At 41.6% G+C, this 15,226-nt stretch carries 11 protein-coding genes; 4 read left to right on the forward strand and 7 right to left on the reverse strand.

What is annotated here, in order from left to right:
* Position 1 precedes the first annotated feature (1 nt).
* Together KO511_RS18075 and ubiK are read left to right on the forward strand one after the other, a co-directional pair.
* The gene (locus KO511_RS18075) at positions 2-3,124 is read left to right on the forward strand and encodes a multidrug efflux RND transporter permease subunit (protein WP_215988795.1); all 3,123 of its coding nucleotides are present in this window, start codon (positions 2-4) and stop codon (positions 3,122-3,124) included.
* Between the two features lie 131 nt (positions 3,125-3,255).
* Complete coding sequence (gene ubiK, locus KO511_RS18080) at positions 3,256-3,507, forward strand: ubiquinone biosynthesis accessory factor UbiK (RefSeq protein WP_125320121.1); 252 nt, start codon at positions 3,256-3,258, stop codon at positions 3,505-3,507.
* A gap of 160 nt (positions 3,508-3,667) precedes the next feature.
* On the opposite strand, the gene ilvC is transcribed toward ubiK, so the two are convergent.
* Positions 3,668-5,152 carry a ketol-acid reductoisomerase gene (ilvC, locus tag KO511_RS18085; protein ID WP_215988796.1) on the reverse strand — a complete coding sequence of 495 codons (1,485 nt, stop codon included), beginning with the start codon at positions 5,150-5,152 and terminating at the stop codon, positions 3,668-3,670.
* A 144-nt stretch (positions 5,153-5,296) separates the two neighbouring features.
* Here ilvC and ilvY point away from each other — a divergent pair, with 144 nt between their 5' ends.
* A complete protein-coding gene (gene ilvY, locus KO511_RS18090; RefSeq protein WP_215988797.1) occupies positions 5,297-6,187 on the forward strand; it encodes an HTH-type transcriptional activator IlvY in 891 nt (296 codons plus the stop codon).
* A gap of 36 nt (positions 6,188-6,223) precedes the next feature.
* Here ilvY and hemN read toward each other — a convergent pair whose 3' ends face one another.
* From hemN to KO511_RS18115, 5 genes are all read right to left on the reverse strand, one after another.
* Positions 6,224-7,612, reverse strand: coding sequence for an oxygen-independent coproporphyrinogen III oxidase (hemN, locus tag KO511_RS18095; RefSeq protein ID WP_215988798.1), 1,389 nt, complete (start codon positions 7,610-7,612; stop codon positions 6,224-6,226).
* A gap of 174 nt (positions 7,613-7,786) precedes the next feature.
* Positions 7,787-8,275 (reverse strand): DUF2489 domain-containing protein, encoded by a 489-nt coding sequence (locus tag KO511_RS18100; protein ID WP_215988799.1) that lies wholly within the window; start codon positions 8,273-8,275, stop codon positions 7,787-7,789.
* Positions 8,276-8,283: 8 nt separating this feature from the next.
* Positions 8,284-8,853 carry a Der GTPase-activating protein YihI gene (gene yihI / locus KO511_RS18105; RefSeq protein WP_215988800.1) on the reverse strand — a complete coding sequence of 190 codons (570 nt, stop codon included), beginning with the start codon at positions 8,851-8,853 and terminating at the stop codon, positions 8,284-8,286.
* The gene (locus KO511_RS18110; protein WP_215988801.1) at positions 8,853-9,491 is read right to left on the reverse strand and encodes a class I SAM-dependent methyltransferase; all 639 of its coding nucleotides are present in this window, start codon (positions 9,489-9,491) and stop codon (positions 8,853-8,855) included. The genes yihI and KO511_RS18110 overlap by 1 nt, the downstream gene beginning before the upstream one ends.
* 790 nt (positions 9,492-10,281) lie before the next feature.
* On the reverse strand, positions 10,282-10,899 hold the full coding sequence (locus tag KO511_RS18115; RefSeq protein ID WP_215988802.1) for a c-type cytochrome: 618 nt from the start codon (positions 10,897-10,899) through the stop codon (positions 10,282-10,284).
* Between the two features lie 148 nt (positions 10,900-11,047).
* On the opposite strand from KO511_RS18115, the gene yihA reads away from it, so the two are divergent.
* Positions 11,048-11,677 (forward strand): ribosome biogenesis GTP-binding protein YihA/YsxC, encoded by a 630-nt coding sequence (gene yihA / locus KO511_RS18120; RefSeq protein WP_215988803.1) that lies wholly within the window; start codon positions 11,048-11,050, stop codon positions 11,675-11,677.
* Between the two features lie 644 nt (positions 11,678-12,321).
* Here yihA and polA read toward each other — a convergent pair.
* Entirely contained in the window at positions 12,322-15,117 is a 2,796-nt protein-coding gene (gene polA, locus KO511_RS18125) for a DNA polymerase I (protein ID WP_215988804.1), read from the reverse strand.
* Positions 15,118-15,226: the final 109 nt, after the last annotated feature.

Consider the following 15,226-nt stretch of genomic DNA (forward strand, 5'->3'; position numbering starts at 1 on the left):
CATGCGCTTTACTGATGTTTTTATAAAACGTCCAGTTTTAGCGGTATCGATCAGCTTTTTGATCGCCCTGCTTGGTTTACAAGCAGTGTTCAAAATGCAAGTACGCGAATACCCTGAAATGACAAATACCGTAGTGACCGTTACGACTAGTTACTACGGGGCAAGTGCTGATTTGATCCAAGGCTTTATTACCCAGCCTTTGGAACAAGCCGTAGCACAAGCAGACAATATTGATTACATGACTTCATCTTCTGAGCTCGGTACCTCAACTATTACCGTTAATATGAAGTTGAATACCGATCCAAACTCAGCACTGTCTGATATTCTGGCAAAAACCAATTCGGTCCGCTCTCAGCTCCCCAAAGAAGCTGAGGATCCGACCGTAACCATGTCGACAGGTTCAACGACCGCGGTTTTGTATATTGGTTTTACCAGCGACGAACTCTCATCCAGCCAAATCACAGACTATCTTGAGCGTGTGGTCAACCCACAACTTTTTACTGTTAATGGCGTTTCTAAAATCGACCTTTATGGCGGGCTTAAATACGCGCTGCGTGTCTGGCTTGACCCTGCTAAGATGGCCGCATTTGGCTTAACCGCAAATGATGTCATGGGCGTTTTGGATGCCAATAATTATCAATCAGCAGCAGGTCAGGCGGTTGGTGAGTTTGTTCTCTATAACGGCAGCGCAGATACCCAAGTCTCTAATGAAGAGGAGCTCAAGAATTTAGTAGTTAGCTCTGATGTGGGTAAAGTCACTCGCTTGGGTGATATTGCAAAAGTTACGCTAGAAAAGAGCCACGATACATACCGCGCCAGTGCCAATGGCCAAGAAGCCGTTGTTGCCGCAATCAATGCGGCCCCAACTGCCAACCCTATCAATATTGCCGCTGATGTTCATCAGATGCTTCCTCAATTAGAGAAAGATCTGCCTAGCAACATCAAAATGAACGTAATGTACGATTCAACCATCGCCATTAATGAATCAATTAATGAGGTTATTCATACTATTGCTGAAGCTGCATTAATTGTACTTGTGGTTATTACCTTGTTCTTAGGCTCCTTCCGCGCGGTTCTCATTCCGATTATTACCATTCCCCTATCTTTGATTGGCGTGGCTATGGTAATGCAAGCGATAGGTTTTTCTTGGAACCTAATGACACTACTCGCCATGGTACTGGCTATCGGCTTAGTTGTTGATGATGCCATCGTGGTACTCGAAAACGTAGACCGTCATATCAAACTCGGTGAATCACCATTTAGAGCAGCTATCATAGGAACAAGAGAAATCGCTGTCCCTGTTATCGCCATGACGTTAACTTTAGGCGCCGTCTATGCTCCGATAGCTCTTATGGGAGGCATTACGGGTTCCTTGTTTAAGGAATTTGCCTTAACGCTTGCAGGGGCTGTATTTGTATCAGGTATTATAGCCCTAACACTATCACCTATGATGTGCTCTAAGATGCTTAGAGCTAATGAGGTACCAAGTAAGTTTGAGCAAAAAGTTCACCATGTACTGGATAATATGACGCTGCGCTATGAAAAAATGCTCGGCGCTGTTATGCAGCACCGCCCTGTGATGATTGGCTTTGCAATAATTGTGTTCGCAAGCTTACCTCTGTTATTTAAGTTTATCCCAAGTGAACTGGCACCATCGGAGGATAAGGGCGTTGTCATGCTAATGGGTACGGCACCATCTAATGCCAACTTGGATTTTATGCAAAATACCATGAATGATGTTAACGCCATTCTTTCAGATCAAAAGGAAGTAGCGTATGCACAAGTATTTACTGGCGTACCGAGCTCAAACCAAGCCTTTGGTATTGCTTCTTTAGTACCTTGGAGTGAGCGTGAAGCAGGACAGCATGAAGTAGTAAACCGAGTGACCGAGCTGGTTAAAGAGGTACCTGGAATGGCAGTAATCGCATTCCAAATGCCAGAGCTGCCAGGAGCAGGTTCAGGGTTACCAATTCAGTTTGTGATCACTACACCCAATGCCTTTGAAAGCTTGTTTGCTATCGCCTCTGATGTTCTATCGGAAGTGAGTACTAATCCAATGTTCGTATACTCGGAGTTAGATCTCAACTACGATTCAGCCACCATCAAGATCAATATTGATAAAGACAAAGCGGGCGCTTATGGCGTAACCATGCAAGATATTGGTACCACACTTAGCACCATGATGTCTGATGGCTATGTCAATCGCATTGACCTTAACGGTCGTTCTTATGAAGTGATCCCTCAGGTAGAACGTAAATGGCGCCTAAATCCAGAATCAATGAATAACTACTATGTTAAAGGCGCTGATGGGAAAGCACTGCCTCTAGGAAATCTGATAACTATTGATGTAGTCGCCGAGCCTCGTTCTTTGCCTCACTTCAACCAACTTAATTCAGCAACTATTAGTGCAGCACCCGCTCCGGGTACTGCGATGGGTGATGCCATTAACTGGTTCGAGGACACGGCAAACAACAAGCTTCCAAGCGGCTACAACCACGACTATATGGGCGAATCTCGCCAGTATGTGACTGAAGGCAGCGCTCTCTACGCTACCTTTGGGTTAGCACTGGCAATCATCTTCTTGGTGCTAGCAATTCAATTTGAGTCATTAAAAGATCCTATGGTCATTATGGTATCGGTTCCTCTAGCGATCTGTGGCGCTCTAATTTCTCTTGCATGGGGAGCTGCATCGATGAATATATACTCTCAGGTTGGTTTGATTACCTTAGTTGGTCTGATAACGAAACATGGTATATTAATCTGTGAGGTCGCCAAAGAAGAGCAGCTCCATAACAAACTCAGTAAAACAGACGCCGTTATGGAAGCAGCTAAAGTGCGTCTGCGTCCAATTCTAATGACCACAGCAGCGATGATAGCAGGCCTCATACCTCTGATGTACGCTTCAGGAGCAGGCGCTGCCCAGAGATTTAGTATAGGCATTGTTATCGTTGCAGGGCTTGCAATCGGTACTTTGTTTACTCTATTTGTTTTGCCTGTCATATACAGTTACCTTGCAGAGAAACATAAGCCACTTCCAGTATTTGTAGAAGACAAAGATTTGGAAAAACTGGCTCGTATCGATGAAGCAAAAGCGGCTCATCGCCAACTAACAGACAAAAAGTAAATTCGCACTCGAATACTAGGCCACCCTTCAAGGTGGCCTTTCTTGCTTCTATCAGCTAATAATTTTGACCCAATAGCGACTTTCTCCAAGCAATTACATAGAATAGAAACAAACGTACAGGAGTTTTTCACATGTTTGACCCAAAAAAATTAGAACAAATAGCGAAACAAATTCATGACTCCATGCCAACTCCAGTCAAAGAGTTGGGTGCAGACGTCGACCAAAAAATTCGCCAAGTTATTCAAGGCCAGCTTAACAAGCTTGACGTTGTCAGCCGTGAAGAGTTTGATGTTCAGACTCAAGTTCTTATGCGTACTCGCGAGAAACTGACCGTCATGGAGCAAAAGCTAACCGCTCTGGAAGATAAGCTAGCGGAGAAATAAACCGTACCACAACGCCCACTACCCAAAATAAAAAGGCCTGGTCGATGAGACCAGGCCTTTTATTTGAGATGTTGTGTATTCGTCTTGTATTTATTACTCCAGTCTGTCTGGAGTTTCTACTACTGGAAGATACTTAAATCATTACCTCTAATTAAGTGGTCTAGCCACCTACCGCGATACGCTTCATATCTGTCATATAACCGCGTAGTTCTTCACCAATGTACTCAACTGGATGATTACGAACAGTCTCATTGACAGCAATCAGAGTCGCGTTGTCTACGTGATTAGATGTTTCAGTTAAACCTTTACCAATAACATCAGTGCCAACTGAGGACATAAATTTCTCACGTAAAAGCGGCGTTGCAACATTAGCAAACAGATAATTCCCATACTCAGCTGTATCTGAAATGACGACATTCATTTCGTATAAACGCTTACGTGCGACTGTGTTTGCAATCAGTGGTAGCTCATGCAAAGACTCATAGTACGCTGACTCATCGATAATACCTGACGCAGTCATGGCTTCAAATGCTAATTCAACACCAGCACGCACCATAGCGACTAACAAAATGCCATTATCGAAGTATTCTTGCTCAGAAATTTCAACATCACTGGCTGGATAGTTTTCAAATGCAGTTTCACCGGTTTCTTCCCGCCAACCCAACAAGTTAACATCGTCATTGGCCCAATCAGCCATCATAGTGCTAGAAAAGTGACCAGTAATAACATCGTCCATATGTTTATTGTATAAAGGACGCATTAGATCTTTAAGTTGCTCAGAGAGTTCAAATGCTTTGACTTTTGCTGGGTTTGATAGGCGATCCATCATATGAGTAATACCACCAAACTTAAGCGCCTCTGTGATTGTCTCCCAACCGTATTGAATCAATTTACCTGCATATCCTGGGTCAATACCTTCAGCCACCATCTTTTCATAACTGACAATAGAGCCTGCTTGCAACATACCACAAAGGATAGTTTGCTCACCCACCAAATCAGATTTCACCTCAGCAACAAACGATGACTCTAAGCAGCCCGCACGGTGTCCACCTGTACCTGCTGCCCATGCTTTAGCGATATCCCAACCTTCACCTTTCGGATCATTTTCAGGGTGAACAGCAATCAATGTTGGAACACCGAAACCACGTTTGTATTCTTCACGAACTTCTGTACCAGGGCACTTAGGTGCGACCATAACTACCGTCAGATCTTTGCGGATCTGCATGCCTTCTTCAACGATATTAAAACCATGCGAATAACCAAGTGCCGATCCCTCTTTCATCAGCGGCATAACCGTTTCCACAACATTAGTATGCTGCTTATCTGGTGTTAAGTTCACAACTAGGTCAGCTTGCGGGATGAGCGCTTCATAGCTACCGACATCAAAGCCATTGTTTTGTGCATTTTTAAAAGATTGTCGCTGCTCATCAATAGCAGCTTGTCGTAATGCATAAGACACGTCTAGGCCAGAGTCACGCATATTTAAGCCTTGATTCAGACCTTGAGCACCACAGCCAACAATAACGACTTTCTTACCTTTAAGGTAATCAGCTTCTGTTGCAAACTCGCTGCGATCCATGAAACGACAGCGACCAAGTTGATCTAGCTGCTCACGCAAGTTTAATGTATTGAAATAGTTGGCCATGTTAGGGCTCTCCTTTAAATATTTATCCACCTAAGTCGGTATTTAATCACCGAATCTCTCGATACTAAAACAGACACCAACTTGCTTAAAGTGATATATTCACAATTAGTCATTGCAAAAATTGCAACTTAGGACCACTCATTTATGAACATAAAGCGCTTACAGGTTTTTATCCATTTGTGTGATAGTAAAAGCTTTGCTAAAACGGCCTCAGCCATGCATGTCAGTCCATCAGCTTTGAGTCGACAAATACAAAAACTAGAGTCGGAAACAGGACAAGAATTGTTTGTACGCGATAACCGCAGCGTCGAACTCACCCCTGCAGCTAAAAAACTAATGCCAGTCGCACTAAAAATAATAACTGAGTGGCAAAGCTTCTACTCTCAAGTGCAAAATGGTAAGCAAGAACTCAAAGGAGAGATTCGTTTATTTTGTTCTGTTACGGCCAGCTATAGCCACCTTCCAGAGTTACTGTCTGAGCTTCGCCTACGGCACCCATTTATAGAATTAAAACTTTCCACAGGGGACCCTGCCCAAGCGATCAATAAGGTGCTGAGCGATGAAGTCGACATCGCAATTTCAGCCCAACCTGACACACTACCAGCCAAACTTAAGTTTGAAACGATTGGCGAAATCCCACTGTCTGTCATCGCACCTGCTGGAATAAGTAGCTTTACTCACGCATTACAAAAGGGTGAGACTGATTGGAACTCGATACCCTTTATTGTCCCAGAATCAGGCACCGCAAGAGAGCGAGCCAATTCTTGGTTTAAATCGATGAAAATCAAGCCAAACATCTATGCTCAGGTTTCAGGACATGAAGCGATTGTTAGTATGGTCGCACTTGGCTGCGGTGTCGCTATCGCCCCTGACGTAGTGATCAACAATAGCCCGGTAAAAGAAAAAATACATCGGCTTAAAGTTGCATCGATTAAGCCATTTAAGCTGGGAGTCTGCTGCAAACGTTCACAGTGGGATAACCCGTTAATCAAAGCCTTGTGGGACGTTGCACTACACACTTATATTGCCTCCTAGTAGCCTCCAAATAAGAGACAAGTCACAACTAGGGGGCTATATGACTCTTGAGAATTGCTGCTGGCGGGCCTTAATTCGTAAATACTTATCAAAACACATACATATGTTACGAATGAGAAGACGGCCGCGAAGCGTCACTCGAATCCCCTTTTCATCCATTTCGACTAACTGATCCTCAATGAATGTCTGAAGTAATTCAATATCATCTTTAAAGTAGTGCTTAAATCGAATATCAAATTCTGATTCAAGCATTGCTATATCTAGTTTAAAATTACAAATGAGCTGCTTAATAACTTCACGTCTTAGTAAGTCATCACTATCAAGAGATAAACCTTTCCATAAAGCATGATGCTGAGATATCACCTGTTGGTAATATCTTTTGAGATCTTTCTGGTTCTGAGCATACGCATCTCCAATCATTGAGATAGCGGATACACCAAAACCAACTAAATCACATTCACCTTGAGTCGTGTAACCTTGGAAGTTACGGTGCAAAACTCCATTGCGTTGAGCTATAGCCAGCTCATCATCAGGCTTTGCAAAGTGATCCATACCAATAAATTGATAGCCATTATTAGTCAGTGTCGAAATTGTTTCTTGAAGAATAGCCATCTTTTCTTTCGCGCTTGGCAAAGCTTCGTCTTTAATCTTACGCTGAGCAGCAAACAACTGAGGCATGTGCGCATAATTAAAAATAGACAATCGCCCTGGGTTCATTGCTAATACTTGAGATAATGTTTGAGCAAATCGCTCTTTGGTTTGCTTAGGTAAACCATAAATCAGATCTAAGTTAGTTGAGCGAAAACCCAGTATTTTGGCACGCTCTACCATAGCAACAATAAAGTCTTCATCCTGCTCACGATTGACCAGTTTTTGAACCTCTTTATTGAAATCTTGAACCCCAATGCTTAAGCGGTTAAAACCCTCTGCTTTAAGATGGTCAAGTATATCCAGCTCTATCTCTCTAGGGTCAACTTCAATACTTATTTCAGCATCAGTTCGAAAATCGAACTCCGCTCGTATTGTACTCATTAATCGAGAAATTTGATGCTTGGACAAAAATGTCGGTGTACCGCCCCCCAAATGCAGTTGTGTCACCCTACGCCCATGGAGTAATGACGCTCGAGTAAGAATTTCCTGCTCAAGCACATCCAGATATTGCTCTGCTTTCTGAGCATGGCGTGTGATGACCTTATTGCATCCACAGTAGTAACAAAGCTTGTGGCAGAACGGAATGTGGATATAAAGAGACAAAGGTCGCTCTGGGTACTCAGTACAAGCCGCATCATAATCAGCAATGGTGAATACTTCGTGAAACTCCAATGCTGTAGGATAAGACGTATAACGAGGACCAGCACAGTTATATTTATCGAGTAATGCTTGATCCCAAACTATTTGCTGGCTCACGGCGACGAACTGAGACATGATGCCCTTCCGTTAAGATTATCATTGCTAGGCGGCTTGGTTAGCCGCGCTATTTTTCTGGCTATTTTGCCACACACAGTGGCAGAACGTAGAGATGCATGACACGTTAAGGACACTAATAGTTAAAATTGATAACTTGGTCACTTAACGATTGAGAGGAAATTATGATTAACGTTAGACCATCTGAATATTGATTTGATTATTAAGAGGTTGAACTTTTTTCTGTAGCTGTTTTAGCTCTTCAATTATTGTTTGTTCTAGGCGAGATTCAGCCTTGTGACGTACAAGGTTTTGTTTCATTCGCTCTTTCTTTATTAATTGCTGTCGACCTTCACTTCGAGCCATGTCTTTTACTATATGGTAAAGCTCTGCTGTGGCTGGAAACTCTTTGTCAAAATCGACACGATCTTCTCCCTGAACGTAGTCCATAATATTGTAAACACGGATGCTAATTTCCGACAAATCACACTGCCCCTGAATACCTGCCATACACAGAATACGTACATTTTCAAAAATATTGGCGTTACGCTTGTTAATCGCAAGTTTAGTATGTTGGTACTGCAAATCCTTTTGCTTCTTCAATTGGAGCAGAAGGTAACCTGCATATAGTGCTAAAGTGAGAATAATCACTCCACCAATAATGGCCAACAAGGTTACATTCATCAATTGTCCTACCCTTTAAGCTGATTCAAATCCAAATCTTCAAACTGCGAGAGCAACTCATCATCAGAAGAGGATTTCTTCGCTGATTTTTTTACTGGTTCCTTCTCAGTAGACACAGTATCGTCAGCAATAGCTAGCTCATCTTCAGTTTCTTGATAAATACCTAATTGCTTCATCAAAGCTTCGATACGTGCAAGTTTTTCATCAACAAATTTTTGTAAACCAGCACCTAAACTTTCACCATTATCAAGGCGATCGAGCAACACATTTAATTGAGCATCAGCTTCCAGCAATTCTAGCTCTTGCTCTGCACTACGGCGACGCTCAGCCTTGGTTGTTTTTTTCTCAGCCTCAACAATCAATGGGACTTTCTTCTTACTCCCTAAACGCGGATCACGTACTTGACCTTCAGTTTGGTGTTTTTGATCGTTGCCTTCAACGTTGCGATTACCCGTTTTCAACCCTTTACGCTTTTTATCTTTTTTACGCAAACGTCCTTCTACGTCAGCTTGTGTACGATTACGGACGACAACCAGGTCTCCATTACTACCTGATTTGATTTTTTTATTACGGCTCATTACTGGAGCTTCCTCAGTAAAATTACATCATTACCAATAAATTCAAGTTTGAGCTTATCCCGCTCGGCCAGAAACTCAAATGTGTTGCGACTATAAAAAACGACGTGTGTAGGGTCATTTTTATAGTGCCACCTAGCAAACGCTTCAACATCAATAACCATCTTAGTCATCAGACCAATCCAGCCACCTGGCTTAACTAAATTCAACCATTGCTGCCATATTTTATTTGGATGATATAAATGCTCAATCACCTCTGTGGCAGTTATAAAGTCATAAGTACGTTCCAATACCTCGGTATCAGGATAATAATAAATATCGTACAAAGACATCTTGTGCCCCTGCTCTTCAAACATCAAAGACAGTGTCGGACCAGGACCACAACCAAAATCTAGCCCCTCTGAGTTTGGCTCAACACGCTTTATCACTGGGTCTGCAACCCTAGACAAGAATGTACGGTAGCCACCATCATTTGGATCGTTCTCATGCAGATCGTAGTGGGCTTTTTCGGCCTTTGCATCCAATCTTTGAACAGAACTCACAAATACTAAGTCACACTGCTGGCACTGAAGATATGCTCGAGACTTATCTTCGTAATAATATTGCAGTTTAGAACTGCTGCAAAGTGGGCAGTGATCCATAGCGACATCCTCAAACCGGGATGCGAAACATACCAGAAAGTGACTGTAGAGTGGAGCATTATTGGGTAAATAATCATCAGTTGAGAAAAATATTGCTACTAAACGCAAAAGATAGTCGATAATCAACAAGCTAGAGCAGGCCTGCATTTGTAATGTATAGAGTAAAATACAAAAAAAGCGATAAGAAGATCTTATCGCTTTCTAAAGTATTAAAATGGCCTTGAAGCCAAAAATATTGCACGCATAGCGTGCACTAAATATCCATTTGTTATTCGCGCTTTCCCTGCTAAAGAGTTTCTTTTTCACCGTCCTAGTGAATTTTAATAATCCTTTTTACTTCCTGCCTCTGGGCCCATCCTTAGCCTGGTCCTTTTCATTGTCTAAACCCTCAGACAAAGTGATCATCCCTATCATGTAAGCTTCCTACTTACTTTACTTCCTGAAAGCTAAACGTAATTAATGACTAAAACATTTATTAGTACATACATTTCACTTTTAGCGCCCCGTCGATATGACCACTCTAACCTTTCACAAACTTGAAGCAATCTATCTAACAAAAAAAAATATCGATCGCGTTAAAATTAATATTTTTTATTTAATTTTCATGAATTTATGAAAAAATATAAGAAAAGCCACTTACAAAGAAATGACGATCTCCTACAAAGTAATGGGAAAGATACTCAGATCGTGAACCATAGTTACTGTGATTCATCTCATACAAAAAAGCCCAAGATAATAAATCTCTTGGGCTTTTCTTTTTTTACAATTGGTTAGGGCAAATGAATTAAAGCTAGTGTAAGCCACCGACATATTTAGATAAATTGTCGATATCTTCATCAGTAAGTTTCTTCGCAATATCACGCATCATCCCGTTCATATCATTACCACGCTTACCAGCACGGAACTTTTCTAACTGGGATTTGATGTAATCAGCATGTTGACCTGATATTTTAGGAAAACCCGAAAGTTCCGTACCATTACCACGGGGACCATGGCAAGCAGTACATGCAGTTAGCCCACGATCCATGTCACCGGCTGTATATAAGGTCTTACCCTTTTGCACAACGTCTTCTGGTGTTGTATTATTCGAAATCGAGAGTGAGGAGTAGTATGATGCGATATCTTTCATATCTTGCTCAGACAAAGGCATAGCCATAGCGCTCATTACAGGGTCATAGCGCCCCTGCTTACCGCTGCTGGACATACCCAACTTAAAGTCTTTAAGCTGCTTCTCAATATACTTGGCATGTTGACCTGCGATTTTAGGGTACATCGCGAGTTGACTATTGCCGTCAGCACCATGACAAGCAACACAGGTTTGAGATTTTTCTTTTCCAGCTTCGATACTACCTTGGGCCCATACAGAGCAGCTGGCTAAAAGACTCAAGATTAGCGCTAATTTCTTCATGACATTCCATTATAATTATCAAGCTTCCAGTACCACTCTGCGTAGTCACTCATGATATAATAGGCGACCTTATGCCGAGCACGGTTATTTTACACACTTTCATATAAAAGTAATCAATCGACGACACAAAGTCGAGATGGAGTTAACAGTGAGCGTAAAAATTCATTATCAAAACACCCATTTCATCACCAGCGCACCTGATATACGTCATCTGCCTGAAGATGAGGGAATCGAAGTTGCGTTCGCAGGACGTTCCAATGCAGGTAAATCGAGCTCGTTAAATCGATTAACTAACCAAAGAAGTTTAGCAAAAACGAGTAAAACGCCAGGCCGAACACAACTTATTAATCTTTTTAAGGTAACGGAAGGGTGCCACATCGTTGATCTTCCGGGCTATGGTTTTGCCCAAGTTCCGCTAGAATTGAAAAAGAAATGGCAAAAATCTTTGGGTGAATATCTGCAGAAGCGGCAATGTCTAAAAGGGCTCGTCGTTCTAATGGACATTCGACATCCAATGAAGGACCTTGACCAGCAATTAATTTACTGGGCAGTCGATAGTGGTATCCCAGTACAAGTTCTTCTAACCAAAGCAGATAAACTCAAAAGTGGTGCACGTAAAGCTCAAGTTTTAAAAATTAAAGAGGAGGCAATCAGTTTTGGTGGAGACGTCAGCGTAGCAGCCTTTTCATCTCTAAAAGGGATTGGAGTAGACATTCTGAGCAATAAGCTTGACCAATGGTTTTCACCTGCCGTAACACCACAAATTAATGAAGAGTAAGCGAAATATCTTCAATATTCATTATAGATAGCTATCACCTTAAGCGGCCTCACTTGTGAAGCGGGGTCGTGAATTCCTTTCAATACTTTTTAATATTTCATCCCGCCTAGCATTACAAAAATTGAACCATAAGCTCTGAAATACTCGATCATATGCTTTTACTGCTTAATTTGAACAATGATGACGATTTGCTTTACCGTTGGCAGTAAATGGGTTGGAATGAAGCTTTATTACAAATTTAGTTTAAATTACTAAACACCATCGCAACGATAGAAAGATGAATCAAGATTTTCTAGGCACAATAGAAACTTCTGGTAACCAGAGCCAAATTTATATTTGCGGTAAAAAGGTTTTTTAAATCAGATAAAAAACGCCCCGGCCAAACACTGGCTGGGGCGACTGAATCAGCTTAATCCAATAACGTGAAACAAAAGGTCTATAAGATAGAACATCTTACCTCTGTACCCTACGTCTAGTAATGTACAACAATTGGTCATTAATTAAAACCATTTGTGTAACTTATTTTCACAATTATTTTATTTAACTACAAAAAACTAGATTAACAACGACTTTGATATGAATAAAAAAGCCAACAAATAACTTATTGGCTGGTTTTATTTATATGATATTAAATGATTTTTTATCTAATGCGCTTGATCCCAATTGTCTCCGTGACCAGTTTCAGCAACTAAAGGGATATCAAGATTCACAGCAGATTCCATTAATTCTTGTACTTTACTTTCAATTTCACTAAGGGCTGCTTCTTCAACTTCAAAAACAAGTTCATCATGAACCTGCATAAGTAACTTAACTCGTCCATCGCCATGTTCTTCAATCCATTGATCAACGAGCAGCATTGCCTTTTTAATAATGTCAGCAGCTGTGCCTTGCATAGGAGCATTGATTGCCGCCCGCTCAGCCGCCTTGCGACGCATGCCATTACGTGATTTAATTTCTGGTAAATGTAGTCGACGACCAAAAATTGTCTCTACATAGCCTTGGTCAGCCGCCAGACTTCGCGTATCTTCCATATACTGCATGACTCCGGGATAGCGCTCAAAATAAGTATTCATATACTGCTGAGCCTCATTGCGCGGAATCCCAAGTTGCTTTGCAAGGCCAAAAGCACTCATTCCATAAATAAGACCAAAGTTTACCGCCTTAGCTCGCCTACGCTGTTCTGCTGTAACTTGTTCGATATCAACACCTATAATTTCAGCTGCTGTCGCAGAGTGGATATCCTTACCTTGCTGGAAAGCATCAAGTAATGCTTTATCGCCAGATAAGTGAGCCATAATACGCAATTCAATTTGAGAATAATCGACCGCCATAATTTTATACCCATGCGGTGCAACAAATGCCTGACGAATGCGCCGCCCCTGATCATTGCGGATAGGGATATTTTGTAAGTTGGGATCGGTAGAAGACAAACGACCAGTTGCTGTCACCGCTTGGTGATATGAGGTATGAACTCGTCCCGTCTGCGAATTAATCATCTTCGGCAATTTGTCTGTATAGGTAGACTTTAACTTTGCTAGACCACGATACTCTAGAATCAGTTTCGGTAGTGGATATTCTAGTGCTAATTCTTGCAAGACTTCTTCGTTAGTCGAAGGCGTACCTGAAGGTGTTTTTTTGATGACTGGTAAGCCCATTTTATCAAACAAAATAGCTTGCAGTTGCTTTGGTGAGTTCATATTAAACTCCTGCTCAGCGACTTCAAAGGTCTTCCGCTCTAACTCATTAAGGCGTAAAGCAATCTCTTGCGATTGCGCAGTAAGCTTCATGTCATCAATTAATACTCCCGTTCTCTCCATTCGAGACAACACGGGAACAAGAGGGATTTCAATCTGCTCATATATCACTCTTAGCTTATCATCTTTATTTATATTCTCGCTAAGACAATTATGTAAGCGAAGAGTAACATCCGCATCTTCAGCAGCGTATGGTGACGCCTCGTCTAACTCAATTTGGTTAAATGTAAGTTGCTTCTTACCTTTACCAGCAATCTGCTCGAAGGAGATACAACTGTGTTGAAGGAAGCGCAATGCTAAACTGTCCATATCATGCTTCCCTCCAACGCTATTATATACGTAAGATGCAAGCATGGTATCGTGTTTTACTCCTTTCATTTCAATACCGTAACGTGCTAACACGCTAGCATCATATTTAAGATTTTGTCCCACTTTAGCCAGTGCGTCATTTTCTAGAATCGGCTTGAGTTGCTCTAAAACCCAACTGCGATCTAATTGCTGAGGAGCATCAAGGTAATCATGACCAATAGGTACATAGGCAGCAGTTCCTTCTTCAGTAGCAAATGATACACCGACTAAATTGGCTACCATGTAATCAAGACTGTCCGTTTCAGTATCAAAAGCAAAAATATCAGAAGCTTTAAGCTTCTCTAACCAAATATTGAATGCTTGCTGATCGAGAATGGTTTCATAACTGCTGCGATCAATTATCACCGCCGATACACCTTCGTCTCTGACTAAAGATGATTGCCCAGTACCCGAAACGGCCTTAGGTTTATCATCTGCAACGATAGCACCACTTCCACCTTCCAATATTTCATTAAGCCAAGACTTAAACACTAACTGGCCATAGAGTTCAATCAATTCATCAGTCTTAGGCTCTGATTTAAATAAAGAATCATGCGAATTATCTAACTCCACATCTAACTTAATCGTCGCGAGATCATAGGATAAAAATGCACTCTCTTTATTATCTATGAGTTTTTTTGCCATGGTCTTAGATCCACGAAAACCAAGGGCCGTTATTTGATCAAGATTTTCATACAACTTTGTTAAGCCACCAATCCCTTGTAATAGGGCCGTCGCTGTCTTATCACCGACACTTGGGACACCTGGAATGTTGTCAACCTTATCACCCATTAAAGCTAAATAGTCGATAATTAAATCAGGCGGGATACCAAACTTTTCAATAACTCCATCTCGGTCCATCACCACATTTGTCATGGTATTAATCAGGGTGACATTATCATCAACCAATTGAGCCATGTCTTTATCACCTGTGCTAATCAAAACCGGTATCCCAGCTTGTGATGCTTGCGAGGCAAGAGTTCCAATCACATCATCAGCTTCAACACCTGGAACACAGATTAGCGGTAACCCCATTGCTTTAATGACCTTGTGAAGGGGCTCAATTTGGCACCTCAAATCATCAGGCATCGGAGGGCGGTTGGCTTTATATTCAGGATACATATCATCACGAAATGTTTTTCCCTTAGCATCAAATACCACAGCGATACGTTGTGAGGAAAATTGGCGCATCATACTACGCAGCATATTCACTACGCCATAGACAGCATTTGTTGGTATATCACCATTAGTCATAGTGTCTGGATAGGCGTGAAATGCACGATAAAGGTAAGAAGAACCATCAATTAAAATCAATGGATTTTCAGGAATACGAGCCATAATTTAAGCATCCAAGGAAAAAAGATCTGCTAAGGATGCCACGACTCTATCAGTGGATCCATGTTAACTCATCACATCTGCTCTAGATCTGTTAACAAGCTTGATCATT

The organism is Vibrio hepatarius (genome assembly GCF_018860525.1).
Classification (GTDB): domain Bacteria; phylum Pseudomonadota; class Gammaproteobacteria; order Enterobacterales; family Vibrionaceae; genus Vibrio; species Vibrio hepatarius_B.

What these genes read in the sequence shown, in the direction of transcription:
- KO511_RS18075 (WP_215988795.1), top strand. Translation starts at nt 2, where the DNA reads ATGCGCTTTACTGATGTTTTTATAAAACGTCCAGTTTTAGCGGTATCG.
- ubiK (WP_125320121.1), top strand. Translation starts at nt 3,256, where the DNA reads ATGTTTGACCCAAAAAAATTAGAACAAATAGCGAAACAAATTCATGAC.
- ilvC (WP_215988796.1), bottom strand. Translation starts at nt 5,152, where the DNA reads ATGGCCAACTATTTCAATACATTAAACTTGCGTGAGCAGCTAGATCAA.
- ilvY (WP_215988797.1), top strand. Translation starts at nt 5,297, where the DNA reads ATGAACATAAAGCGCTTACAGGTTTTTATCCATTTGTGTGATAGTAAA.
- hemN (WP_215988798.1), bottom strand. Translation starts at nt 7,612, where the DNA reads ATGTCTCAGTTCGTCGCCGTGAGCCAGCAAATAGTTTGGGATCAAGCA.
- KO511_RS18100 (WP_215988799.1), bottom strand. Translation starts at nt 8,275, where the DNA reads ATGAATGTAACCTTGTTGGCCATTATTGGTGGAGTGATTATTCTCACT.
- yihI (WP_215988800.1), bottom strand. Translation starts at nt 8,853, where the DNA reads ATGAGCCGTAATAAAAAAATCAAATCAGGTAGTAATGGAGACCTGGTT.
- KO511_RS18110 (WP_215988801.1), bottom strand. Translation starts at nt 9,491, where the DNA reads ATGGATCACTGCCCACTTTGCAGCAGTTCTAAACTGCAATATTATTAC.
- KO511_RS18115 (WP_215988802.1), bottom strand. Translation starts at nt 10,899, where the DNA reads ATGAAGAAATTAGCGCTAATCTTGAGTCTTTTAGCCAGCTGCTCTGTA.
- polA (WP_215988804.1), bottom strand. Translation starts at nt 15,117, where the DNA reads ATGGCTCGTATTCCTGAAAATCCATTGATTTTAATTGATGGTTCTTCT.